Annotated in this window: 21 protein-coding genes and 2 tRNA genes; 18 read left to right on the top strand and 5 right to left on the bottom strand. The window is 69.9% G+C overall.

Annotation, left to right across the window (positions count from 1 at the left end; all coding sequences use genetic code 11):
* Positions 1 to 78 precede the first annotated feature (78 nt).
* The 7 genes from ACZ4RZ_RS12085 to ACZ4RZ_RS12055 all read left to right on the top strand — a co-directional run bounded on the left by ACZ4RZ_RS12085 (position 79) and on the right by ACZ4RZ_RS12055 (position 9,277).
* The gene (locus ACZ4RZ_RS12085; RefSeq protein WP_467743866.1) at positions 79 to 2,175 is read left to right on the top strand and encodes a hypothetical protein; all 2,097 of its coding nucleotides are present in this window, start codon (positions 79 to 81) and stop codon (positions 2,173 to 2,175) included.
* Positions 2,176 to 2,476: 301 nt separating this feature from the next.
* On the top strand, positions 2,477 to 3,619 hold the full coding sequence (locus ACZ4RZ_RS12080) for a glycosyltransferase family 2 protein (protein ID WP_467744321.1): 1,143 nt from the start codon (positions 2,477 to 2,479) through the stop codon (positions 3,617 to 3,619).
* Between the two features lie 331 nt (positions 3,620 to 3,950).
* Positions 3,951 to 5,057, top strand: coding sequence for a glutamate 5-kinase (gene proB, locus ACZ4RZ_RS12075; protein ID WP_467743865.1), 1,107 nt, complete (start codon positions 3,951 to 3,953; stop codon positions 5,055 to 5,057).
* Between the two features lie 276 nt (positions 5,058 to 5,333).
* Positions 5,334 to 5,864: a hypothetical protein gene (locus ACZ4RZ_RS12070; RefSeq protein ID WP_467743864.1), complete on the top strand. Its 531-nt coding sequence runs from the start codon at positions 5,334 to 5,336 to the stop codon at positions 5,862 to 5,864.
* Between the two features lie 172 nt (positions 5,865 to 6,036).
* On the top strand, positions 6,037 to 7,323 hold the full coding sequence (locus tag ACZ4RZ_RS12065; protein ID WP_369246539.1) for a glutamate-5-semialdehyde dehydrogenase: 1,287 nt from the start codon (positions 6,037 to 6,039) through the stop codon (positions 7,321 to 7,323).
* A 155-nt stretch (positions 7,324 to 7,478) separates the two neighbouring features.
* Positions 7,479 to 8,096 (top strand): SCO2584 family spore wall biosynthesis protein, encoded by a 618-nt coding sequence (locus ACZ4RZ_RS12060; RefSeq protein WP_467743863.1) that lies wholly within the window; start codon positions 7,479 to 7,481, stop codon positions 8,094 to 8,096.
* 113 nt (positions 8,097 to 8,209) lie between these two features.
* The gene (locus ACZ4RZ_RS12055) at positions 8,210 to 9,277 is read left to right on the top strand and encodes an SCO2583 family membrane protein (protein WP_467743862.1); all 1,068 of its coding nucleotides are present in this window, start codon (positions 8,210 to 8,212) and stop codon (positions 9,275 to 9,277) included.
* A 75-nt stretch (positions 9,278 to 9,352) separates the two neighbouring features.
* On the opposite strand, the gene ACZ4RZ_RS12050 is transcribed toward ACZ4RZ_RS12055, so the two are convergent.
* A complete protein-coding gene (locus ACZ4RZ_RS12050) occupies positions 9,353 to 10,492 on the bottom strand; it encodes a M48 family metallopeptidase (protein ID WP_467743861.1) in 1,140 nt (379 codons plus the stop codon).
* A gap of 103 nt (positions 10,493 to 10,595) precedes the next feature.
* Between ACZ4RZ_RS12050 and ACZ4RZ_RS12045 the strand changes: the two genes are divergently transcribed.
* The 7 genes from ACZ4RZ_RS12045 to ACZ4RZ_RS12015 all read left to right on the top strand — a co-directional run bounded on the left by ACZ4RZ_RS12045 (position 10,596) and on the right by ACZ4RZ_RS12015 (position 15,055).
* Positions 10,596 to 10,754 (top strand): hypothetical protein, encoded by a 159-nt coding sequence (locus ACZ4RZ_RS12045; protein WP_467743860.1) that lies wholly within the window; start codon positions 10,596 to 10,598, stop codon positions 10,752 to 10,754.
* Between the two features lie 154 nt (positions 10,755 to 10,908).
* Complete coding sequence (locus ACZ4RZ_RS12040) at positions 10,909 to 11,070, top strand: hypothetical protein (protein WP_327428662.1); 162 nt, start codon at positions 10,909 to 10,911, stop codon at positions 11,068 to 11,070.
* Between the two features lie 237 nt (positions 11,071 to 11,307).
* Positions 11,308 to 11,874 carry a nicotinate-nucleotide adenylyltransferase gene (gene nadD, locus ACZ4RZ_RS12035; protein ID WP_373294454.1) on the top strand — a complete coding sequence of 189 codons (567 nt, stop codon included), beginning with the start codon at positions 11,308 to 11,310 and terminating at the stop codon, positions 11,872 to 11,874.
* A 16-nt stretch (positions 11,875 to 11,890) separates the two neighbouring features.
* Positions 11,891 to 13,660: an LCP family protein gene (locus tag ACZ4RZ_RS12030; RefSeq protein ID WP_467743859.1), complete on the top strand. Its 1,770-nt coding sequence runs from the start codon at positions 11,891 to 11,893 to the stop codon at positions 13,658 to 13,660.
* A gap of 112 nt (positions 13,661 to 13,772) precedes the next feature.
* Positions 13,773 to 14,216: a ribosome silencing factor gene (rsfS, locus tag ACZ4RZ_RS12025; protein ID WP_467743858.1), complete on the top strand. Its 444-nt coding sequence runs from the start codon at positions 13,773 to 13,775 to the stop codon at positions 14,214 to 14,216.
* Positions 14,213 to 14,875 carry a histidine phosphatase family protein gene (locus tag ACZ4RZ_RS12020; protein ID WP_467743857.1) on the top strand — a complete coding sequence of 221 codons (663 nt, stop codon included), beginning with the start codon at positions 14,213 to 14,215 and terminating at the stop codon, positions 14,873 to 14,875. Before rsfS ends, ACZ4RZ_RS12020 begins: the two co-directional genes overlap by 4 nt.
* A 107-nt stretch (positions 14,876 to 14,982) precedes the next feature.
* Positions 14,983 to 15,055 (top strand) — tRNA-Ala (locus ACZ4RZ_RS12015).
* Between the two features lie 71 nt (positions 15,056 to 15,126).
* On the opposite strand, the gene ACZ4RZ_RS12010 is transcribed toward ACZ4RZ_RS12015, so the two are convergent.
* Positions 15,127 to 16,017 carry a helix-turn-helix transcriptional regulator gene (locus tag ACZ4RZ_RS12010; protein ID WP_467743856.1) on the bottom strand — a complete coding sequence of 297 codons (891 nt, stop codon included), beginning with the start codon at positions 16,015 to 16,017 and terminating at the stop codon, positions 15,127 to 15,129.
* A gap of 119 nt (positions 16,018 to 16,136) precedes the next feature.
* Here ACZ4RZ_RS12010 and ACZ4RZ_RS12005 point away from each other — a divergent pair, with 119 nt between their 5' ends.
* From ACZ4RZ_RS12005 to ACZ4RZ_RS11995, 3 genes are all read left to right on the top strand, one after another.
* Positions 16,137 to 17,606 (top strand): MFS transporter, encoded by a 1,470-nt coding sequence (locus tag ACZ4RZ_RS12005; protein ID WP_467743855.1) that lies wholly within the window; start codon positions 16,137 to 16,139, stop codon positions 17,604 to 17,606.
* A gap of 69 nt (positions 17,607 to 17,675) precedes the next feature.
* Positions 17,676 to 17,849, top strand: a complete 174-nt coding sequence (locus ACZ4RZ_RS12000) for a hypothetical protein (protein ID WP_399074570.1) — start codon at positions 17,676 to 17,678, stop codon at positions 17,847 to 17,849.
* 3 nt (positions 17,850 to 17,852) lie between these two features.
* Positions 17,853 to 18,086, top strand: coding sequence for a hypothetical protein (locus ACZ4RZ_RS11995; RefSeq protein ID WP_010986886.1), 234 nt, complete (start codon positions 17,853 to 17,855; stop codon positions 18,084 to 18,086).
* On the opposite strand, the gene ACZ4RZ_RS11990 is transcribed toward ACZ4RZ_RS11995, so the two are convergent.
* Positions 18,055 to 19,239, bottom strand: coding sequence for a glycosyltransferase 87 family protein (locus tag ACZ4RZ_RS11990; protein WP_467743854.1), 1,185 nt, complete (start codon positions 19,237 to 19,239; stop codon positions 18,055 to 18,057). The genes ACZ4RZ_RS11995 and ACZ4RZ_RS11990 overlap by 32 nt on opposite strands.
* 147 nt (positions 19,240 to 19,386) lie before the next feature.
* On the opposite strand from ACZ4RZ_RS11990, the gene ACZ4RZ_RS11985 reads away from it, so the two are divergent.
* Positions 19,387 to 19,459 (top strand) — tRNA-Ala (locus tag ACZ4RZ_RS11985).
* A gap of 49 nt (positions 19,460 to 19,508) precedes the next feature.
* Here ACZ4RZ_RS11985 and ACZ4RZ_RS11980 read toward each other — a convergent pair.
* Both ACZ4RZ_RS11980 and ACZ4RZ_RS11975 read right to left on the bottom strand, forming a co-directional pair.
* Positions 19,509 to 21,128, bottom strand: coding sequence for an NADH-ubiquinone oxidoreductase-F iron-sulfur binding region domain-containing protein (locus ACZ4RZ_RS11980; RefSeq protein WP_467743853.1), 1,620 nt, complete (start codon positions 21,126 to 21,128; stop codon positions 19,509 to 19,511).
* On the bottom strand, positions 21,129 to 22,439 hold the full coding sequence (locus tag ACZ4RZ_RS11975) for a cytochrome b/b6 domain-containing protein (protein WP_467743852.1): 1,311 nt from the start codon (positions 22,437 to 22,439) through the stop codon (positions 21,129 to 21,131).
* Positions 22,440 to 22,500 lie beyond the last annotated feature (61 nt).

Below are 22,500 nucleotides of genomic sequence, written 5' to 3'. Positions count from 1 at the left end.
TCTGTAAAGTTCGCTTTTTCGCCTTTAATTCACTTTTAGTACCAAACCGGCACACACCCCTCAAGAGCAGGTTTCTCCGTGATTTCCACCGCTATTCGCGTTGCCCGGGTGGGCAGTGCGGCCGAGCTGGCTGCGGCGGCCCTCATGATGCTGGGCTTCCCCTGCCTGATGCTGGCCGCGCTCCTGCCGAGCGTCGCTGCCTTCGCGGCCGCGGCCGCCGTGACGTACCTGGCGGACCACTATCTGCACCGGCGCGGCAGCTATCTGATCAACCGCCTCAGCAAGGTGCGGGCCGGTCTGTCCATCAGGTTCCTCATCCGCCAGTTGCTCCTCGTGCTGCTGCTGGCGCGGCTGGACCTGTCCGACAGCATGGTCTTCTACGCGGCCATCGCGTGCTTCCTGGCCTTCTACGGCTTCCAGGCCCCGCACGGCGCGCTGATCACGCTGATCCGGCTGCGCCGCAAGATGCCCGTCGCCACCCGCAATGTCGACCTGGGCTCGCGCATCCGCATCCCGGACGCGCCCCCGCGCCGACTGCTGCACCGGTCCGCCGAGAAGATGCTCCACCTCGACCTCGTCGCGGTCGCCAGTGTGCTTCTCACTGCGGCGACCGACGACAACGTCTACGGGTTCGCGGGCATTGCGGTCACGCTGGTGCTGGCGTTCGGCTACGTCGCCGCGCTGGTCCCGTTCGTGCGCGGAAGGAAGATCCTGCCGAACGCGGAGAAGGTCCTGGCGGCGGTCGACGACTGGCTGCGCGAGTACCGCCCGGAGACGGTGCTCTACTTCTCCGGCTCCAAGGACTCGGCCTACCAGGTCAACATGTGGCTGGAGACGATGGAGCAGCTGGACACCAAGCCGCTGATCATCCTCCGCGAGCGCGCCATCCTGGAGCGCATGGCGCCCACCACCGTGCCGGTCATCTGCGTGCCCGGAGGGGTGCACCTGATGAACATGGACCTGTCCACGGTGCGGGTCGCGCTGTACGCGGCGAATGTCGGCAAGAACATCCACATGCTGCGCGTGCCGACCATCAAGCACGTCTTCATCGGCCACGGCGACAGCGACAAGCTCGCCAGCGTCAACCCGTTCAGCAAGGTGTACGACGAGGTGTGGACCGCGGGCCGCGCGGGCCGCGACCGCTACGCCATCGCCGATGTCGGCGTCCGCGACGACGACATCGTGGAGGTCGGCCGCCCGCAGCTCGCCCCGATTCAGTCCTGGCAGGGCGTGCCCGAGGGACGTATCCCCACCATCCTGTACGCCCCCACGTGGGAGGGCTGGGACGACAACCCCGGCAACACCTCGATCCTGCTCGCGGGCGAGAACATCGTGAAGCGGCTGCTCGCCGCCGACCAGCCGGTCCGCGTCCTCTACAAGCCGCACCCCTTCACCGGCACCCGCAGCGCGCAGGCCAAGGCCGCGCACGAGCGGATCACCGCGCTGGTGGAGAAGGCGGCCGCCGAGCGTGTCGCCGACCCGCGCTTCGCCGCCGACGCCGCCGTGCAGAGCGCGGCCAAGAGCGAGCTGGCCCGCATCGAGGCCCGCATCGCCGAGCTGTCCGGCGCCGCGGAGGCCGGCGACGAGGCCGAGGCCACCCGAGACGGCATGGTCGACACGGTCAAGCATGCCGAGGTCGCCCGGCTGCGGGGCGAGTGGAACGACGCGTACTGGCGCTCCTTCGGTACCTCGGAGCACCGTGTCATCACGGGTGCCGAGCCGCGCCTGTACGACTGCTTCAACGTCTCCGACGCGATGGTCTCGGACATCTCGTCCGTGGTCTCCGACTTCATCGCGAGCGGCAAGCCGTACGCGGTCACGGACTCCGCGGAGCTCGGCGTCGAGGAGTTCAAGCGGCAGAACACCGCGGTGCGCGCAGCCGTGATCCTGTCCAACTCGGCAGGCGAACTGGGCGAGTTGCTCGCCGCGTTGACCGACCCGGCCGCCGACGCGCAGGCCGCCGACCGCCAGGAGCTGAAGCGGTATCTGCTCGGCCCCGACGAGCCGGCGTCGATCGACCAGTTCAACTCCGCGGTGCGGGAGCTGGCGCGGAAGGCCGAGCGGCGCAACCTCGGTCAGGAGACCGGTACTTCGGCCGCCGCCGTGGACCTGGCGACCGCGTTGCCCGGCCAGCGGGTGACCGGCGACACGGACGGTGCGGCGGTCACGGGCTGACCGAGTCCACCTTCGCGCAAGGGCATGGCCCCGAGGAGCACTCCTCGGGGCCATGCCCATTTCTTACGTTCCTTACGTTTTCTCTTACGTGCTTCTGCCAGCCTTCACTCTGAAGCCACCCGTCGTTTCCTGTGAGCTGGGTCACGAAATGAGCGGCTGATGGCAACCCATACGTACTTTCAGTCGTCTTCCAGGTAGCGATTGAGGTGATAAGGGGGAAATGTTCTAGTGGCACTTCCCGTATCAAGGGGGAAACGTGACGCAGCCTGATGTGACCGTCATCATCGGGGCGTACGAAGCGATGCCGTACCTGGTCAAGTGCCTGGAATCCGTGGAGAACCAGACGCTCGACGCGGCACGGATCGAGGTGATCGCGGTCGACGACGGGTCGACGGACGACACGGGGGAGTATCTGGAGAAGTTCGCCGAGCAGTCGGCGATGTCCGTCACGGTGATCAGGCAGCCGAACTCGGGCGGCCCCAGCGGCCCGCGCAACATCGGCCTCGGCAAGGCGCGCGGACGCTACGTCTTCTTCCTCGACGCCGACGACTACTTCGGCCCCGAGGCACTGGAGCGCATGGTCGCCATCGCCGACGAGCAGGGCACGGACGTGGTGCTCGGCAAGGTCGTCGGGGTCAACAGGAACGCTCCGAAGTCGATGTGGGGCAAGGACCGGCCCCGTACCGACGTCTTCTCCTCGAACATCAAGTTCACGCTCAGCGCGCAGAAGCTCTTCCGCCGCGAGCTGCTCACGCGGCACGGCATGCACTTCGACGAGTCGCTGAAGACCGGCGAGGACGCCCTGTTCACGATGGAGGCCTACCTCCGCGCCGACGGAGTCTCCGTGATCGCCGACTACGAGTGCTACTACCTGGTCGGGCGCGACGACGGCAAGCATGTGACCAAGAGCGGCAGTTACACCCTGCGCTTCGACTCGGCCCGGGCCCTGATGGGGCTGATCGCCGAGCACGTCCCCGCCGGTCCGCGCCGCGACGCGCTGATGATCCGCCCCTTACTTATTACCCTGCTCCCGCAGTTCGGCCCCGGATTCCTCAAGCAGAGCGAGAAGATCCGGCGTCACAAACTCGAGCTGGCCAAGCCCTTGTTGGACGCCTACTGGCACGAGGGCGTCGCCTCGCGCCTCAAGGTGCACGAGCGGCTGCGCCTGCACCTCGTGGCCCAGGGCCGGGGCGATCTCCTCGTCGACGTACTGGAGTTCATCAAGGCGAAGAAGGCGCCCGAGGTCCTGCTGGAGTCCCGCGGTCGCAAGGCCTTCCTCGCCTATCCGCACTTCCGTGACCCGGCCGCCGGCATCCCGGACAGCTGCTACGTCCCGACGACCCGCGAGACGGTCACCATCGAGGGCTTCAAGCCGCGCACCACGCACTTCCCACGGCTGCGGCGGGTGGCCCGGCGGGTGTTGGGGGCGCGGCGCGCGGGGTGAGCCGCACGTCCACTGCGGCCGGCGGTCGGCCGGCGGCGGGCGGCGGTCGCGTCCGGGGACTGGACCGGCGGGCATCGGCCCGCCCTCTTCGCGTAGATTGCCAGGCGGGGCACCCGGATCGACGCGAGGGGACACACAGCAGGTGGCAGGGGCAAGGCAGACCGTGACGCAGGCCGACACGAGTGCCGTGACGCAGGCCGATGCGAGTGCCGTGGCGCAGGCCGACACGAGTGCCGTGGCGCAGGCCGACACGAGTGCTGTAGCGCAGGCCGATGCGAGTGTTGTGGCAGAGGCCGGTACGAGTGCCCTGAGGCAAGCCCACAGAAATGCCGTGGCGCAGGCCCACCGGATCGTCGTCAAGGTCGGCTCCTCCTCGCTGACCACCGCGTCCGGCGGCCTCGACGCGGACCGGGTCGACGCCCTGGTCGACGTCCTCGCCAAGGCCCGCAGCGGCGGCGAGAAGGAGATCGTCCTCGTCTCGTCCGGCGCCATCGCCGCGGGGCTCGCGCCGCTGGGGCTGCGCCGCCGCCCCAAGGACCTCGCCCGGCAGCAGGCCGCCGCCAGCGTCGGCCAAGGCCTCCTGGTCGCCCGCTACACCGCCTCCTGCGCCCGCTACGGCATTCGCGTCGGACAGGTGCTCCTCACCTCCGACGACACCAGCCGCCGCGCCCACCACCGCAACGCCTCCCGCACCCTCGACAAGCTCCTCGCGATGGGTGCCCTGCCGGTCGTCAACGAGAACGACACCGTCGCCACGGACGAGATCCGCTTCGGCGACAACGACCGGCTCGCCGCGCTCGTCGCCCATCTCGTACGGGCCGATCTGCTCGTCCTGCTCTCCGACGTGGACGGTGTGTACGACGGCGATCCCAGCAAGCCCGGTACCTCTCGGATAGCGGAAGTACGCGGGCCTGCCGACCTCGACGGCATCGATGTCGGCAGCGCGGGCAAGGCGGGCGTCGGCACCGGCGGCATGGTCACCAAGGTCGAGGCGGCCCGGATCGCGGCCGCGGCGGGCATCCCGGTCGTGCTGACCAGCGCCATCCACGCCGCCGACGCCCTCGCGGGCCGGGACACCGGCACCTACTTCCACCCCACCGGCAAGCGGTCCGCCGACCGGCTGCTGTGGCTTCAGCACGCCTCCACCCCGCAGGGCGCGCTCACGCTGGACGACGGGGCAGTGCACGCGGTCGTCGAACGGCGCAAGTCGCTGCTGCCGGCGGGCATCGCGGCCGTCGAGGGCGAGTTCACCGCGGGCGACCCGGTCGAGCTGCGCGACAGCACGGGCCGGGCGGTCGCGCGAGGCCTGGTGAACTTCGACGCCAAGGAGATTCCGCAGCTCATCGGCCGTTCGACCAGGGAACTGGCGCGCGAGCTGGGCCCCGCGTACGAGCGTGAGGTCGTACACAGGGACGACCTCGTACTGCTGAATACGTAAGAAAGCCGTTCCGCCGCGTGCCTCTCCGTACGACAGGCGTTCTGCCGCGCGCCTCGGAATCCGTAAGACAGCCGTTCCTGCCGCGCCCGTGAGTCCGTACGACAGACGTTCTGCGCACCCGTAAAACAGCTGCCCACTACATCCGTAAACGGCCGATTCCCCCGCCCCCAGTGGGGGACGTTCCGTAAAACCGCCACGCGACGGCTTCCCACCTGCTCAACTTTGTGACAGGGAGACCCCGGTATTCGGTACGACCATTGCGTAAAGGAGGCCGTCGTGAGACGAGTGCGCCCTGAGGCGGCGGCGTCCCGCGGTGGTGCCGCCTCCCGTGCAGGTGGAGCCGCTTCCCGTGCGGGTGGCGCTGCTTCCCGGTCGGGTGGTGCCGCCTCCCGTGCGGCGGGCGAGGAACGGGCCCTGACGAGCGTCGCGGCCGGTGACACATACGAGGGCGAGGAACCGGCGGACCAGCCCCGGCTGTGGCACGTCACGCTCAGCGTCTCGGGCGACGAGGCCCCGCTGAAGGAGGTCAGGCGCGGTCTCGAACAGCTCGCCCACGACCACCCGTTTCTGCTGACCAGCCGGTACGCCAACGACCACGCGGAGATCCGCTACTGGGAAGAGGCCCGCGACCTGCACGACGCGGCGGCGGTCGCACTGCGCCTGTGGGGCGAGCACCGGCAGACCGCCAAGCTCCCGCCCTGGGAGATCGTCGGCCTGGAGGTCATCGACCGCGAGACGTACCACCAGCGGATCGCGGAGGGCTACGGATCGCTGCCGGCGACGCCCGTCGGAGTGCACCCCTTTTGAGTCGGCGTCGGCGTCCGCTGAGTCGGCGTCCGAGTCCGCGTCCCGGCCCACGTCGGAGTTCGCCCCTCTTGCGGCCGCGCCCGGCGCCACGTCGGAGTTCGCCCCTTTTGAGCCCGTCTCGCGGTGTGGGATAGCCGGTGGACCGGCTCGCCCGGCGCACTACCCTTCCCTCATGACCACGCTCTCGCCGTACGACTCGATGTCCCCGGTCACCCAGGCCGCCTACCGCGCGAAGGCAGCCGCCGCCGACCTGGCGCCCCTGCCGCGGGCCGAGAAGGACGACGCGCTGCTCGCGATCGCGGACGCGCTGGAAGTCCGTACCAGCGAAATCGTCGCCGCCAACGCCAAGGACATCGCGCGTGCCCGCGAGGCCGGAACCAGCGAGACCGTCATCGACCGGCTCACGCTCACGCCCGAGCGCGTGCGTGCGATCGCCTCCGACGTCCGCGACGTGGTGGCGCTGCCCGACCCGGTCGGCGAGATCGTCCGCGGCTCCACCCTCCCGAACGGCATCGACCTGCGCCAGGTCCGCGTGCCGCTCGGTGTCGTCGGCATCATCTACGAGGCCCGCCCGAACGTGACGGTCGACGCCGCCGCGCTCTGCCTGAAGTCCGGAAACGCGGTGCTGCTGCGCGGCTCGTCGTCCGCGTACGAGTCGAACACGGCGCTCGTACGGGTCCTGCGCGACGCCGTGGGCGGCGCCGGGCTGCCCGCCGACGCCGTCCAGCTCGTGCCCGGCGAGGGCCGCGAGTCCGTACGCGAGCTGATGCGCGCCCGCGGCCTCGTCGACGTCCTCATCCCGCGCGGCGGCGCCTCGCTGATCCGCACGGTCGTCCAGGAGTCCACCGTCCCGGTCATCGAGACCGGCACCGGCAACTGCCACGTCTACGTCGACGCGAACGCCGACCTCGACATGGCGATCGACATCCTGATCAACTCCAAGGCCCAGCGGCCCAGTGTCTGCAACGCCGCCGAGACGCTCCTGGTCCACCAGGACATCGCCCCCGAGTTCCTGCCGCGCGCCCTGGACGCCCTCGCGGACGCCGGGGTCACCGTGCACGCCGACGAGCGCGTCCTCGCCTACGCCAAGGACTCCAAGGCCACCGTCGTCGAGGCGACCCCCGAGGACTGGGAGGCGGAGTACCTCTCGTACGACATCGCCGCCGCCGTCGTCGACTCGCTCGACAGGGCCGTGGAGCACATCCGGCTGTGGACCTCCGGCCACACCGAGGCCATCGTCACCACATCGCAGCAGGCAGCCCGCCGCTTCACCCAGCTGGTCGATTCCACGACGGTCGCCGTGAACGCGTCGACCCGCTTCACCGACGGCGGTCAGTTCGGCTTCGGCGCCGAGATCGGCATCTCCACGCAGAAGCTGCACGCGCGGGGGCCGATGGGGCTGCCGGAGCTCACGAGCACGAAGTACATCGTCACGGGGGACGGGCACATTCGGCGCTGAGACGCCGGTGCAGGAGCGGCCTGCGCCGGCTCTGGAGCGCCGGGGGCGCGCGGCGTGCGGTGCACGGCCCGCGGTTCGCGCGAGGCGCGTCTCGTCAGGTGGATGAATTTCCATACCGTCTGCCCAAAATGACCCCCCAGGTCTACTCTGGATCCGTGCCGGAGGACGTGGGGGGCACGCCGTTCCCTGACGGCTGGGAGCCCGACGACGACCGCGACCGCGGAGGTGCGGACGAAGAGTTCGCCTCCGTGGTCTTCGACGAGGACTTCGTACGGGCGGCGGCGATCCATGAGCCGACCGCCGTGGAGAGACTCCTGGCAGCCGCTCAGGCCCGCGCAGAGGCCTCCGAGGCCGAGGCGCGCCGGACGCACGCCCGGGGTGCACGCGGCGACGACGAGCGCTACGAGGACGGCTTCGGGCCCGACGACCGTGGCGATTTCGGCCACGATCCCGACTTGGACGATCTGGATGACACCGAGGTCCTGGAAGGCCGCTACGGCGCACCGGGGACTTACGGCAGGACCTACGGGAAACAGACCCGCTGGCACCGCCCCGTCGCCTGGGTCCTCGCCCTCGTGATGGGCATCGGCATGGTCGCGCTGGCCTTCACGGCGGTCTACCGGGGCGCGTCCTCGGGCCGGCAGGAACAGGTCCCTCCGCCCGCCTCGACCGGCCTGGAACAGGGCCAGGACAAGGTCACCGGCAGCACCGGTCCCTCCGCTTCGGCCGACTACTCCCAGCCAGCGGTGTCGGCGGTCCCCCGGACACCCTGACACGAGCGCTGCGGACGACCCTTCGAACGCCGTGACGACCCTGGTGAGAACCTGTCAGAACTTGTCGTGTAGCAGGGCGTTTACCTGAGCTCCGGGAGACCTACTCTGAATGTATGGGCGGGCCTGGAGACCCACCTGAGGGGACACCCGAGGGCGCCCCCGCTGGTGGAGAGGACGAGTACCGATCCGTCGTCTTCGACGAGTCGTTCGTCCGTGCTGCCCGCCTCCAGGAGTTCTCGGCCCAGGAGCGCATGGCCGACCACGCCCCCGCCGTACGCCGCCGCCCGGCCCTCCAGCGCGGGCTGTCCCGGCAGGCACTGATCCTCGTCCTGCTGATCGCCATAGCCTTCGGCACCGCGATCTACATGGGCGTACGCCACCCGTACCAGACCCCCACCGCCCAGCCCCCCGAGCCGCTGCGGATGACGGTCATACCCCTGTCCCCGCAGACCGCCGTGCCCGGCTCCACGAGCGCCGACGAGCTGTACGGGCACAGCCCGGCCGCTCAGTTCCGCATCGGCGCCGAGGGCATCACGCTGCCCGCCTCCCGGCGCACCGCACACTTCTCCGACAGCCAGGTCGTCACCGCCCTGACCACCGCCAAGGACTACCTCGTCGAGTCCTCCCTCGACCCGGACGTGCTCACCGGCGGCGCCACCCGGCCGGTACGGATACTGCTCGACCCGCAGCAGCTCGACCAGTTCGACCAGAGCCTCGACCGGCCGACCGCGGACGGCCGGCACGCGCCCACCGGCTGGCTGGTCCGCTTCGACGCGGCCCAGGTCCAGCTCGCCGACAAGAAGATCCGTGTGCAGGGCACCCTCCAGGCCGCCGAGTTCGACTCGAACACCCTTGAGGTCATCGCCGACCACACCTTCGTGTACGCGCTGAAGCCGACGGGCTCGGACGCGAACGCGAAGGCCTCGCTGTTCACCGTCCGGCGCGAGCTGCACTTCCGCTTCGACCGCGACGACCTGCGCATGCACCAGGCCGAGCTGGTCGTCTCCTACGTCCAGGCCGGGCCGCTCGCCTGCTCCGAGGACTCCGTCAACCACCTGCACCCGCTGCTCGCGGGACAGACGGCGAAGGCGGGCGGCCCGGCCGGCACCGACCCGTACGCCACCGGCAGCGCGACGGCGCTGTGCGGGTCGCTGGCGACGAGCGCGCAGCCGAAGCTGTAGTCGTTGCCGGCGGCGTCTCGGGCGGCGTATCCGGTGGCTCGGCCGGTTTCGGTCGGCCCTTGGGCCCGTTCCAGGTCAGCCGTTGCCGTTGGGGCTTTCGTCGTCCGGGTGCGCGTCGGTGTCCCGCGGCGGCGTGTCCTTCGGTGAGCCGGACGAGTCCTTGCTGGAACCGCCGCCGGCGAAGCCGCCGAAGCCGCGTCGCACCCGGCCCCCGAGGTCTCCCGCACCGCCCGCGATGTCGCTGACCAGCTTCATCAGCGGGTCCTTGGAGTTCTTCACGTCGCTGGCGTAGCTGGCCGCCGACTGCCGGAAGGAGTCCGAGACCGAGGTGTCCTTGTCCTCGCTGCGCCGAGCGTAGTGACCGTCCATGATCCGCTGGAAGTCGCGGGACTCGGCCCACTTCTTCAGCTCGCCCGCGCGGACGGTGGTGAAGGGGTGGGTGCGGGGGAGGGTATTGAGGATCTTGAGCACGGAGTCGCGCAGGTCGCCCCCGGCCTCGTACTCCTCGGCCTGGGCGAGGAACGAGTCCACGTTCATCTCGTGCAGGTGATTGCCTCCCGCGAGCTTCATCAGGCCGCGCATCGAGGCCTGCAGGTCCTGGCCGACCAGGAGCCCGGCGCGGTCCGCGGACAGCTCCGACTTGCGGAACCACTCGCGCAGCGCGGTGACGATCGCCATGATCGCGAGGTTCCCGAGCGGGATCCAGGCGACCCGGAGCGCGAGGTTGGTGAGGAAGAGCAATATCGTGCGGTAGACCGCGTGACCGGAGAGCGCGTGGCCGACCTCATGGCCGACGACCGCCCGCATCTCCTCCTCGTCGAGCAGCTCGACGAGCCCCGTCGTCACGACGATGATCGGCTCGTCCAGGCCGATGCACATCGCGTTCGGCTGCGGGTCCTGGGTGACGTACATCGGCGGGACCTTCTCCAGGTCCAGGATGTAACAGGCATCCCGCAGCATGTCGTTGAGGTGCGCGAACTGGGCGTCCGAGACGCGCACCGAATCGGACAGGAACAGCAGCCGCAGGCTGCGTTCGGGCAGCAGACCGCTGAGCGCCTTGAAGACGGTGTCGAAGCCGCTGAGCTTGCGCAGGGCCACCAGGGCCGAGCGGTCCGCGGGGTGTTCGTACACCCGAGAGGAGATCCCCTCGAAGCGCCTGCGCTGCCTGCTCGGCACGTTCTCGTGCCCGTTCTGCTCGTGACCGTCGTCGGACATGTGTTCCCCCATGTGCGTCTGAGTGCCCTATGTGCCCCCAAGGCAGAGCCCAGCCTAGGCGGAGATACCGTGGACGGGCAGTACAGAGAAGGAGTCGTACGCCATGGAGCACATCCCCGCAGCCGCCTGGCTCACCGAAGCCGCGGACGCGGCAGACAAGCAGGGCCCGGGCAATCTGCTCCGTGTCGTGCTGATCGTGATGGTCGTCGGAGTGGCTCTGACCGCCTGGTTCCTGCTGCGGGGGTACAAGCGGGACGACTGAGCGCCACGTCATGGAGGGAGGCCGCGGCAGCCGACACGGGGCGTGCGCGGCAACCGGCGTCCCCAACGGCGGAGTCGGGGTGATCGTGGCGGAGGCACCCGCTTACGATGGGCCGACGTCTTTATCCCGCCCACACCGGATAGGTCCTGCCGAGATGAGCTTCCACAGCACCGCCGCACAGTTGGTCACCGTCGCCGCCGAGGGCGAGAATGGCGGCAACCACGAGAGCCTCAGCCCGTTCCTGACCGGCGGCGGGGCCCTCTTCATCCTGCTTCTGCTGCTGTGGATCACCACGCGCTTCAACCGGGACCGCTGAGCCCTACTGGGCCCGCTCGGGGCCCCTGTCGGCCGGAGCCCGTAGGCCGGGCCGGTAGGGTCTGCACGCATGGGAGAGCAGCACATGCCTACCGGTCCGGCGAGTGACACGGAGAGCGGCGCCGCCGGCGCCGCCACGGGTGGCGCGAACGGAGTGGCCGACGACAGTGCGGCGAAGCGTCTGACGACCGGCCCCGGAAACGGCCCCTCGAATCCGGGCAAGCGCCGCCTCGGCGTCATGGGCGGAACCTTCGACCCGATCCACCACGGGCACCTCGTGGCGGCCAGCGAGGTCGCCGCGCAGTTCCACCTCGACGAGGTGGTGTTCGTGCCGACCGGGCAGCCGTGGCAGAAGACCGACCGCAAGGTCACCCCGGCCGAGGACCGCTATCTGATGACCGTCATCGCGACCGCCGAGAATCCCCAGTTCTCGGTGAGCCGCATCGACATCGACCGCGGCGGCCCGACCTACACCACGGACACCCTGCGCGACCTGAAGGCGCTCAACCCCGACACCGACCTCTTCTTCATCACGGGCGCAGACGCGCTCGGCCAGATCCTTACCTGGCGGTACACGGAAGAACTGTTCTCCCTCGCGCACTTCATCGGGGTCACCCGGCCCGGCCACACGCTGACCGATCCGGGGCTTCCGGAGGGCGGTGTCTCGCTCGTCGAGGTTCCCGCACTCGCCATCTCGTCCACAGACTGCCGTGCGAGAGTCGCCAAGGGCGATCCCGTCTGGTATCTGGTGCCGGACGGTGTGGTGCGCTACATCGACAAGCGTGAGCTGTACCGCGGCGAGTGAGCCGAGAGGGGCACCGGTGAACGACCGATACGACGGATACGCGGGCGGCGACCAGTACGAGCTCGTCGGCTACGACGAGTTCGGGCAGCCTGTGTACGGACAGGTGCCGCAGCAGCCTCCCCAGGGGTACGACCCCTACGGCGCCCAGCCGCAGGGGTACGGCTACGACCCGTACGCGACCGGTCAGCAGCAGCCGGTGCAGTCGTACGACACGGGCCAGCAGCCGCCTGTGTCGCCGTATGACACCGGTCAGCAGACCCCTGTGTCGCCCTATGACACCGGTCAGCAGCCGTCCGTCCCCTCGTACGACCCTTACGGCACCGGCGCGCCCGGCCCCGCCGGGAACACCTCGCCCGCCTACGACCGCTACGGGCAGTCCGCGGGTCCGGCCGGTGCCGCGAGTACCGGTCAGCAGCCCCGAGTTGCCGAGCAGACCGCCTATATCCCCCAGCAGGCCGGACCAGCCAAGGACGGCGAACCCCGGGCCGGTCGGGCCGACCGGGACTACCGCACCGAGCAGTTCGCCTTCGTCGAGGAGCAGGAGGACGACTCCGAAGACGTCATCGACTGGCTGAAGTTCACCGAGAACCGCACCGAACGCCGCGAAGAGGCCCGGCGCCGCGCACGCAGCCGGGTCGTCGCCCTGGTCGTGGTGCTCGCCCTGGTCGCGGTCGGCGGCGTCGGCTACCTCTGGTACGCGGGCAAGCTGCCCGGCACGTCCTCGAAGGGCAAGTCCCCTACGACGACCGCCGTGGGTGCCCAGAACCGCGACGTGATCGTCGTCCACCTGCACAACACCAAGGGGGGCGGCACCTCCACGGCGCTGCTCGTCGACAACACCACCACCAAGCAGGGCACCACCGTCCTGCTGCCCAACTCCCTTGCCATGACGGGCGACGACGGCTCGACGACCACGCTCGCCAAGTCCGTCGACGACGACGGCTCCTCCGGGACCCAGGACGCGATCGACACGGTGCTCGGGACCAACATCCAGGGCACCTGGCGCCTCGACACCCCCTACCTCAACAACCTCGTCGAGCTCGTCGGCAACATCGACATCACCACCAACGCCAATGTGCCGGACCCCGATTCGAAGAAGAAGGGCGAGTCGCCCCTCGTCAAGAAGGGCGAGGAGCAGACCCTCAGCGGCAAGATGGCCGTCGCCTACGCCACCTACCGGGCCTCCGGCGAGTCCCAGAACGCGCAGTTGGAGCGGTTCGGACAGGTCATGCAGGGCGTGCTGCGCAAGTTGTCCTCCGACAAGCAGGCCGCTACCACCACCGTGCAGACCCTGGCGCAGATCCTCGATCCGTCCCTGACCGACCAGGACCTCGGCGCCTTCCTCGCCAAGCTCGCCGACCTCGCCAAGGGCGGCGACTACAAGACCGCGCTGCTGCCCGTGCAGCAGGACGGCACCCTGAGCGAGAGCGCCTCCGACAGCGTGGTCAAGGACGTGCTCGGCGGTACCGCGAAGAGCCCCGACGCGGGCGCCGCCGTGCGCGTCGGCATCAGGAACGCCACCGGCAACAAGGCGGCCGCCGAGCAGGCCCGCGTCGTCCTGGTCAATGGCGGCTACACGTTCCTCGACTCCGGCACCGCTGCCGCCGCCCAGAGCGTGTCCCAGATCACATACACCGACGCCGCCAAGAAGAACGACGCCGTCGAGGTCGCCAAGACCCTGGGCCTGCCCACGAGCAGCGTGAAGAAGGGCAAGGCCACGTCCAACTCGGACGTGTCCGTGGTCCTGGGCCAGGACTACAAGGCGACCAGCGGCTCGACGGGGTGACGGACGCCACGTCCCGGGAGCACCCGGGGCGGGGCCGAAGAAACGCGTGGGGTGTCGTCGGCGGTCCGTGAGACCCTGGTGTCATTACTGACCGCCGACGGAAAGCCGCGTAGTGACCGCCACGGACCGCTCCATCGAGCTCATCAACACCGCCGCACAGGCGGCCGCAGACAAGCTCGCGCACGACATCATCGCCTACGACGTCAGCGACGTGCTCTCCATCACCGACGCCTTCCTGCTGGCGTCCGCGCCCAACGACCGCCAGGTCAAGTCGATCGTCGACGAGATCGAGGAGCGGCTGAGCAAGGAGCTCGGCGCCAAGCCGGTGCGCCGCGAGGGCGACCGCGAGGCCCGCTGGGTCCTGCTCGACTACGTCGACATCGTGGTGCACGTGCAGCACAGCGAGGAGCGTGTCTTCTACGCCCTGGAGCGGCTGTGGAAGGACTGCCCGGAGCTGGAACTGCCCGCCGACGCCAAGGCCACCCGCGGCAAGGCAGCCGAGCACGCAAAGCTCCAGGCTGAGGAGGACTCCGCCGAACTTGGGGAGCTGCGGTGAGCACCGAGGCCGGGAAGAAGCCGGGCCGGGGCCGCCGCGTCATCCTGTGGCGGCACGGCCAGACCTCCTGGAATGTGGAGCGCCGCTTCCAGGGCACCACGGACGTCGAGCTCACCGAGACCGGCGTGGGCCAGGCCCGCCGGGCCGCCCGGCTGCTCGCCTCGCTGAAGCCCGACGCGATCGTTGCCTCGGACCTCCAGCGCGCCGCGAACACGGCCGCTGAGCTGTCCGCCCTCACCAGCCTCGACGTCACGCACGACGAGGGCCTGCGGGAGACCTACGCGGGCGTCTGGCAGGGGCTGACGCACGAGGAGATCATCACCCGGTACGGCGACCAGTACTCCGCCTGGAAGCGGGGCGAGCCGGTGCGCCGAGGCGGTGGCGAACTGGAGACCGAGGTCGCCGACCGCGCCGCCCCCGTGGTGCTGCGGCACGCCGAGAAGCTCCCCGAGGACGGCACCCTCGTGGTGGTCAGCCATGGCGGCACGATCCGCACCACCATCGGCCGTCTCCTCGGCCTGGAGTCCCAGCACTGGGAGAGTCTCGGCGGCCTCTCCAACTGCTGCTGGTCCGTCCTCGGTGAGGGCGCCCGCGGCTGGCGCCTCCTGGAGCACAACGCCGGCACGCTGCCGGAGCCGGTGCTCGGCGACGACGACTGAGCGGACCCCTGTCCGGTCCCGCGGGCCCGTCGGGACCGGATTTCACTTTCCGGCTGGTCGCAGGCTAAAGTTCTTCTTGTTCGCCCCGCCGGGCGGGAAGAACACAAGGGGCTATAGCTCAGTTGGTAGAGCGCCTGCATGGCATGCAGGAGGTCAGGAGTTCAATTCTCCTTAGCTCCACAGATTGACTCTCTTTTGAGTTGTCAAAGATCAGTGGTGAAGATCCCGTTCCCATCAGGGGGCGGGATTTTTCATGTCCCCGCCCCTATCGCCTCGGCACCCAGGGAGTGTGACGGCGGCCACAACTCCTCCCGCAGATCCCGCAAGACGGACAGCCTTCTCCTCGCCTCCTCGTCTTCCGGTGTGTAGGCCACGATCCGGCACTCCGGCATGCCGTCGATCGACAGCGACACCGAGGTCATGTGCAGTTCGCCCACTGCCTCGTGCCGGAAGGTCTTCACACGCGGTCCCGGCGGCACCACATCGCCTCCCGACCACAGCTCCGCGAAGTACGGACTGGCGGCCGAGAGCCTGCGTATGAAGTCCTCCCAGGCGGGCTCGCCGACATGTCTTCCGTACGACGACCGCATGGTCGCCACCATCAACGGCAGCTCGCTGTCCCGGAACACGACCGGGCAGTTCGGTTCGGGCACGGTGAACAGCGTCCACAGCGCGTTGGAAACGCCGATGTGGAGCGTCTGCGACACGAAGAACAGGTCGCGGTAAGGGGGATTGGTGGCCAGGATGTCGTACCGCGAGTTGTAGACCGCTGCCGGACGCGGGGCGAGGGCGTCGACGATGCCCTGGATCTCCTCGCTCACGGTCTGCGCGGGGCCCTCGCGTTCGGGCTCGTAGGGCACCTCGGCCAGGTGATAGAGATGCTCGCGCTCGGGCTGGTCGAGGCGCAGCGTGCGCGCCACCGCGTCCAGGACCTGCGAGGACGCGTTGATCGGGCGCCCCTGCTCGAGCCATGTGTACCAGGTGACGCCGACGCCGGAGAGTTGTGCGACCTCCTCGCGGCGCAGCCCCGGCGTACGGCGCCGTAAGCCCGGCGGCATCCCCACGTCGGCCGGGGTCACCCGCGCCCGCCTGCTGCGCAGGAAAGCGGCCAGCTCCGGCCTGCGGCGCTGTGTCGTGTTCATCGGCTTCACATCCCCCGTCACTCATCGTCCGTGCCGAACCCGTCTGCTGCCAGGTGCTGTCAGTACCAGCATCGGCGGGCTCTCGTTACCCGTATCCGGCCGCCGTCACGCTCGACGGCATGACGACGACAACCCCCGCGGGAACAGGTCCCGCACGCGGTCCAAGTCCTGAGACCAGTAAAGACCCCGGCACTGACAATCGGCCCGGACGGCTGCTCGCGGTCGTGCTCGCGGCCCAGTTCATGGCATTGCTCGACGTCTTCATCGTGAACGTCGCGGTGCCCACGATCGGTTCCGAACTCCATGCGTCCGGCGCCGGAGTGCAGTTGGTGGTCGCCGGATACTCCATCTCGTACGCCGTGCTGCTGATCACCGGAGCCCGGCTGGGCGACCGGCTCGGCCACCGCCGGGTCCATCTGGCCGGGCTCGCGCTGTTCACCGCCGCCTCGCTGGCCTGTGGACTCGCCCAGGGAACAGGGGAGTTGATCGCCTTTCGGCTGATCCAGGGCGCTGGATCGGCCGTGATGATCCCGCAGGTGCTCAGCCTGATCCAGCGCAATTTCACCGGCGAGGCACGGGCCCGCGCCCTCGGCGCCTACGCGGCCGTCCTCGCCACCGGCGCCGCGGCCGGCCAGGTGCTGGGCGGAGTTCTGGTCAGCGCCGATCTGTTCGGCACCGGCTGGCGGCCGGTGTTCCTGGTCAACGTGCCCGTGGGCGTCGTACTTCTGGCCGTCGGCAGCCGCGTACTGCCGCGGGACGACGTGTCGGCTCTTGAGCGCTCGCGGGGCCTCGACCTGCCGGGGCTCGTGCTGCTGGCCGCCGCCGTCTCCCTCTTCACCGTGCCGCTCGTGCTCGGACAGGAGGAGGACTGGCCGCTGTGGTCCTGGCTGTCGCTGGGAGCGGCCGCGGTGTTCTTCGCCCTGTTCTGTCTGTACGAGTTCCGCCTGGCCCGGCGTGGCGGGGTGCCGCTGATCGCGCCGAGGGTGCTGCGCCACCCCGGCATCGGCCTCGCGGTGTTCCGGCTCCTGGCCGTGATGGCGGTCAACGCGGGCTTTCTGTTCGCGCTCACCCTGCACATCCAGGGCGGCCTCGGCTACAGCGCCCTGCGCGCGGGACTCACCTTCGCACCCACCGCGGCGGTCTTCGGTCTGGTCGGTCTGACCTGGCGCGCCTGGCCCGCTTCCTGGCAGGGCGGTCTGATACCGATCGGGTTCGCGCTCGCGGCCGTCTCCGTGGCCGGGGTCGGCGGCGTACTGAAGGACGGGGGCGACGGCGGCCCGTGGCTGTACGTGGCGTTCGCAGGTGTCGGTGCCGGGCTCGCGCTCGGCTTCAGCCCCACGCTCACCAGGGCTCTGGCCACGGTGCGCCCCGAGGACGCGGCGGACGCCAGCGGACTGCTCGCGACGGTCACCCAGCTCGGTCAGCTGATCGGTGTCGCGGCCTTCGGCACACTCTTCTTGAACCGGCTTGAGTCACTCGGGGCCCCCGGGGCGTATACCTCTGCGGACGCGCTCCTCGCGTGCACGTATGCGCTGGCCGCGACGGCCACATTGGGTGCCGTGTCCGGACTGGTACGAAGGCGTCGCTGACCGTATTGCTCAGGCCGTGGCAGAATCAAACGGCCGGAAGGGGGCGCGGCCCGACGGGAGGGAGAAGCGATGCCTGCGAGCATCCTCGAGGAGGTCGACATTCTCCTCGAAGTGGCACTGACGCGGAAAAAAGCCACTCTTCTCAACTGCCCTTCCTGCGGATCGGTCCACGTCGCCCAGGTCCTCGGTGACAACGGTGGGATCTCCTACGTGTGCACGGCCTGCGGCCACAGCTGGAGCTGATCGATGGGTGCACACAGGCGGAAGTGCGATTGGTGCGGCAGTGGTACGCCGATCGTCCGCGACATGGAACCGGTCAACCACGACTACCAGTACTGGTGCGAGGAGTGCGCGCGGGCGCTGATCATAAAAGGCGACCCGATCGAGACGTACCGCGAGCTGGAGGGCGAGCCGATCTACGGCCGGCTCCTCGACGAGCACTGCACGCTCAAGCGGTTCTACTCGTTCGCCACAGCCTGAACCCGATGAGGGTCAGGAAAGCGAAACCGGTTCCTACGTAGAGGGCGGACAGCGTCAACTCGGCGCCGTCCTGGTGCAGTTCGAGTCTGCCCGGCCCGTGCGGCACCCACCACAGCGCGTACGTGCAGAAGGCCAGGGCCGTGCAGACGGCGGCCGTCCGGCTCCTCGCCGCGAGGACCAGCACCATCGGTACGCACCACACCCAGTGGTGCGACCACGACACCGGACTCACCAGCAGGGCCGTCACCGCGCAGGAGGTCGTCGCCCAGGCGCGCCGCCCACGCAGCTCGGCGGCCACACTGATCGCGAGGCCCGTGACGCCCGCCAGAGCCGCGGTCGCGCCCCACCAGACGCCGGGCTCCGTGGTGTGCAGCAGTCGGGCCAGGACGCCGCGCAGCGACTGGTTCGCGGTGTCCTCGACGAGCCCGACCCGGCCCGCCGCGAAGACCATGCGGGTCCAAAAGCGCCACGAGTCGTACGGCAGGACGGCCGCCGCCAGCAGTGTCGCGCCGGCGAACGCGGCGGCGGCCCCCCGCGCGTGCCGCAGCCACAGCCCACCGGAACCCCGCTTCGTGTGCTCCACGACGCCGGTGACCAGCAGGGACACCGCGAAGAGCGCGGGCGTCAGCTTGATCGCCGCAGCGATCCCGATGCCCACTCCGGCACATCGGTGTCCGGGGCGCCGTGACAGGTCCCACAGCACCAGCACGGCGAGCAGCAGATTGATCTGGCCGTACCGCAGCGTCGTCCACACCGGCTCGCACCACACGGCGGCCGCGGCGACCCACCAGACACACTCCACACGCGCGTGGCCGACGAGTCGCAGTGAGAGGGCCACGAACACCACAAGGAGAGTCAGGTTTCCGGCCGTCGCCAGGGTGCGCATGGCCGCCGTGTCCAGCAGTGTCAGCGGTGTGAACAGGAGCGCCGCGAACGGCGGGTAGGTGGTGGGCAGATGGGCCTCGGTCGTGCGCAGCGCGTAGAGGTCGCCGCCCGCGCGGACGGTCTCGCCCTCCGCGCGGTACACCATCAGGTCGATCATCGACACGTGCGCGGCCCGCTGCGCACACCAGAATGCCGCGAACGACAACAGGCACACCCCCAGAGCGACTGGCGCACGGCGGTGGACACGAGGGAGCGCGATCACGGTCACGAAGTCCGACACTATCCCGCTTGTCCGTATTGTCTGCGCGGGACGGAAACGATTTGGTGGTGCACCCGGAGGACCGTGTAATGTTGGCGTCGCCGCCGGGGAAACCGGGCGGCACGGTCAACATGCGGCTCCGCCGCGTGGCCGCAAGGGGCTATAGCTCAGTTGGTAGAGCGCCTGCATGGCATGCAGGAGGTCAGGAGTTCAATTCTCCTTAGCTCCACAAACGTTGAAGGCGGGCCACCCGATTAGGGTGGCCCGCTTCTTCGTGTTCAGCGGCCGCTGCCGAGCGCCCGGCGGCCGCGCCCCTGGGAGAGGACCGGCAGGTTGTTGCGCGCCGGGGCGGAGGACCGGGTGTCCTCCTCGATGCGCAGCGCGAGCGCCGGGCAGCGACGTACGGCGCGCAGGGCCTTCGCCTCCGCGTACCGGGGCACCTGCGCCTGCGCGACGGTCGGGAAGCCGTCGGCGCCCAGTTCGAAGACCTCCGGAAGGATGTCCGCGCACAGTCCGTGACCCCGGCACAGCGTCCAGTCGACGTAGATCTTCTGACGGCTGGGGCCGGCCTCCTGCTGCCCCTGGCCGCCCGGGATGCCCGTAGGGGCCTGGCCGCCCTCGAAGAGCGGCAGAACGCCCTCCACGGGCCTTCCGCAGCCATTGCCGAGGACGTGCGCGGCCAGGTCGTCCGTGAATGCTTTGATGGTCGACTCGATGAACATCGCCGAGCCGTCCGGGTGCGAGCAGGCACCGCGCCGCTTCACGGCCTTGGCGACCTGCTTCACGGCCTCCAGGGCTGCCGGGCCGCCGCCGTTCAGGATGTCCTCCAGGCCGCGCGCCGCGGCGGGTAGACCCAGGTAGCAGGGACCGCACTGTCCCGCGCTCTCCTCGGCCAGCCACTGCGCGACCCGCAGTGACTCGCCCAGCGGGCACGTCTGCTGGCTGATCGGGAGGATCGCGCCCGCGCCGAGCGCACCGCCCACGGCGTCCAGAGAGTTGCGCGAGACGATCGCCTCGTTGACCGCCGCCGCGTCCAGCCACTTGCCGTGGTAGCCGCCGGTCAGCACGCCCTGGGGCATGGGAGGGGCGCCGGCGAGCTGGAGCACGTAGCGCAGCGGCACGCCGGTCGGGACCTCGATCACCATGGGGCGGGCGACCGCGCCGGAGACGGTGAGCATGACGGTGCCGGGCTCGTCGTACAGGCCCGTGTTGCGGTAGCGGTCAGGGCCGATGCGTGCGGCGATGGCCAGCTGGGCGAACGTCTCTGCGTTGGACAGCAGCGTGGGCGCGCCGCCGACGCCGCTCTGCGACGCGCTGATCTTGCGGCCGGGCGGGATTGCCGGGCCGCCGTCGACGGACCGGATCAGCGAGGCGGCCGCTCCAGTCACCATGCGCACCGGATTGCGCTGCACGCGCGCGCGGAGGGGCGCTCCGCGCCGGTTGCTCAGCCCGCGCTCGGCCAGCGCGGCTTCCATCGAGGCCTGCGTGGACGCACGTGTCACCCCGACGACCAGGGTGCGGGCGCCCATGGCCTCCGCGGCCAGCAGGGCGCCGTCCAGGATGAGGTGCGGGGCACGGTTGATGAGCACCGTGTCCTTGCGGCAGGCGGGTTCGTCCTCACTTCCGTTGACGACCACCACGGGGCGGATGCCCTTCTGGATGGCCGACTCGGCGACCGAGCGCAGCTTCTTGGCGAAGGGGAAGCCCGCCCCGCCGCGACCCTTCAGGGAGATCGCCTCGGCGAGGCCCGCGAGCTGCTCACCGCCCATGGGTTCGAGCGGCCCGTGCACCTTGAGGTGCATGGGGAGATCCAGTCGTTCAACCAGGTCGAAGCCCGACGTGAGCTGCGGAAGCCCGACGACGCGGACCTCCGGGACGTCGGGCAGGGCCTCGTTCACTTAAAAGCCTCCGGAAGGGGCGTTCCATGGTTCACCGGAGCCAGGAGCGTCGAAGGCGCCCGGCAGTACTTCAGTCGTGGGACCGCTGTCGTACGTGTCGTTGGTGTTGTACGTGCCGTAGGCGGGGTTCGTCTCACCGGTGTCGTACACGTCACTCGTGCCGTAGGCATTGGCGGCCGAATTGTCATAGACAGGGATGTTGTATCCCGTGTCGTTGAGGGGGTCGTACGCCGATTGGGGCGCCTCGCCGACGGGGGGCGGGGAGGGGATGGGCCAACTGCCCGACGGGCTGCTGCCGTCGACGCGCGGGAACGACTCGGTGGGCTGCATGTCCATGGGCATCTGGAAGCGCTCGGTCGGCGTGGGGCCGAAGCCGTCTCCGCCGGACGCCCCGCCGGATACCGCCCGGTAGGCGGCCGCGAAGCCGGGCACGCTCCCCGTGGTCGCCGGGTCGGGCGCGGCCTCGTACAGCGGCGAGGGGGACTGGGTGCGCTGCGGGGGCACGAACGAGTCGCCCACGGACTGAGCCTGGGCGGAGCGCGCGGCGAAGCCCGGCAGCGAAGAGTCCGCGGCGGCGGCACGGGATGCCTCCAGCTCCTCGCGGGCGCGGGCGCCCGGGCTGTTGTTCTCCCCGATGATCGCCAGAATCCGGTCGGCGACCTTGCGCTTGACGGGGCCGGAGGCCGAGCGCAGCGCCAGGGCGCCCATCACGGCGACCAGGCAGAGGCTGTAGAGCACCGTGACGTACGTCTTCGCGGGGCGTCCCGCGTACAGGCCGTGCACCAGGGCGGAGCACCAGGCCGGATACGCCAGCATGTGCACGGCCCGCCAGCGTGCCGCGACCGGCGCGGGGGACGCGAAGGCGCTGCGCAGCGCGCCGGTGATGGCCGTGAAGATCATGAGCAGGCCGGCCAGGGAGCCGAAGCCGATGAGGCCGTTGGTGCCCGTGATGCCGAGCCCGAAGGGGATCAGCGCGGCGACCAGAGTGGTGTGGTCGAGTGCCAGCTTGACCGTGATGTGCAGCAGGAGGAAGGCGACCGAGGAGACGGCGGTCGTCCTGTGCACGGCCTGGGCGACCAGCCGCTGACGCGTGTTGAGGAACAGCCGGTCGGTGGCGACGAGGCCCCACACCACGGAGCAGGTGAGGGCGACCAGCGACAGCACGCCGGCGCCGAAGTTGAGGAAGTCGCGCAGGCTGTCGCCTCCGACCAGCACGACCATGGGTATGAGCAACAGAGCGGCAGCCGTCAGCACCCCGTAGGCCGAGCGGCCCGGTCGGGGTAGCGAGCTGTTGTTGCGACGAGGGTTCATGGGGGGTTACTCCCAACGGTTCGGGGAAGCGGTCCCGAAGCGGCACTCTAAGTCGAGCCAT

This window comes from Streptomyces sp. NPDC027189 (assembly GCF_055566975.1).
This window is presented reverse-complemented; position numbering and strand designations above follow the sequence as displayed.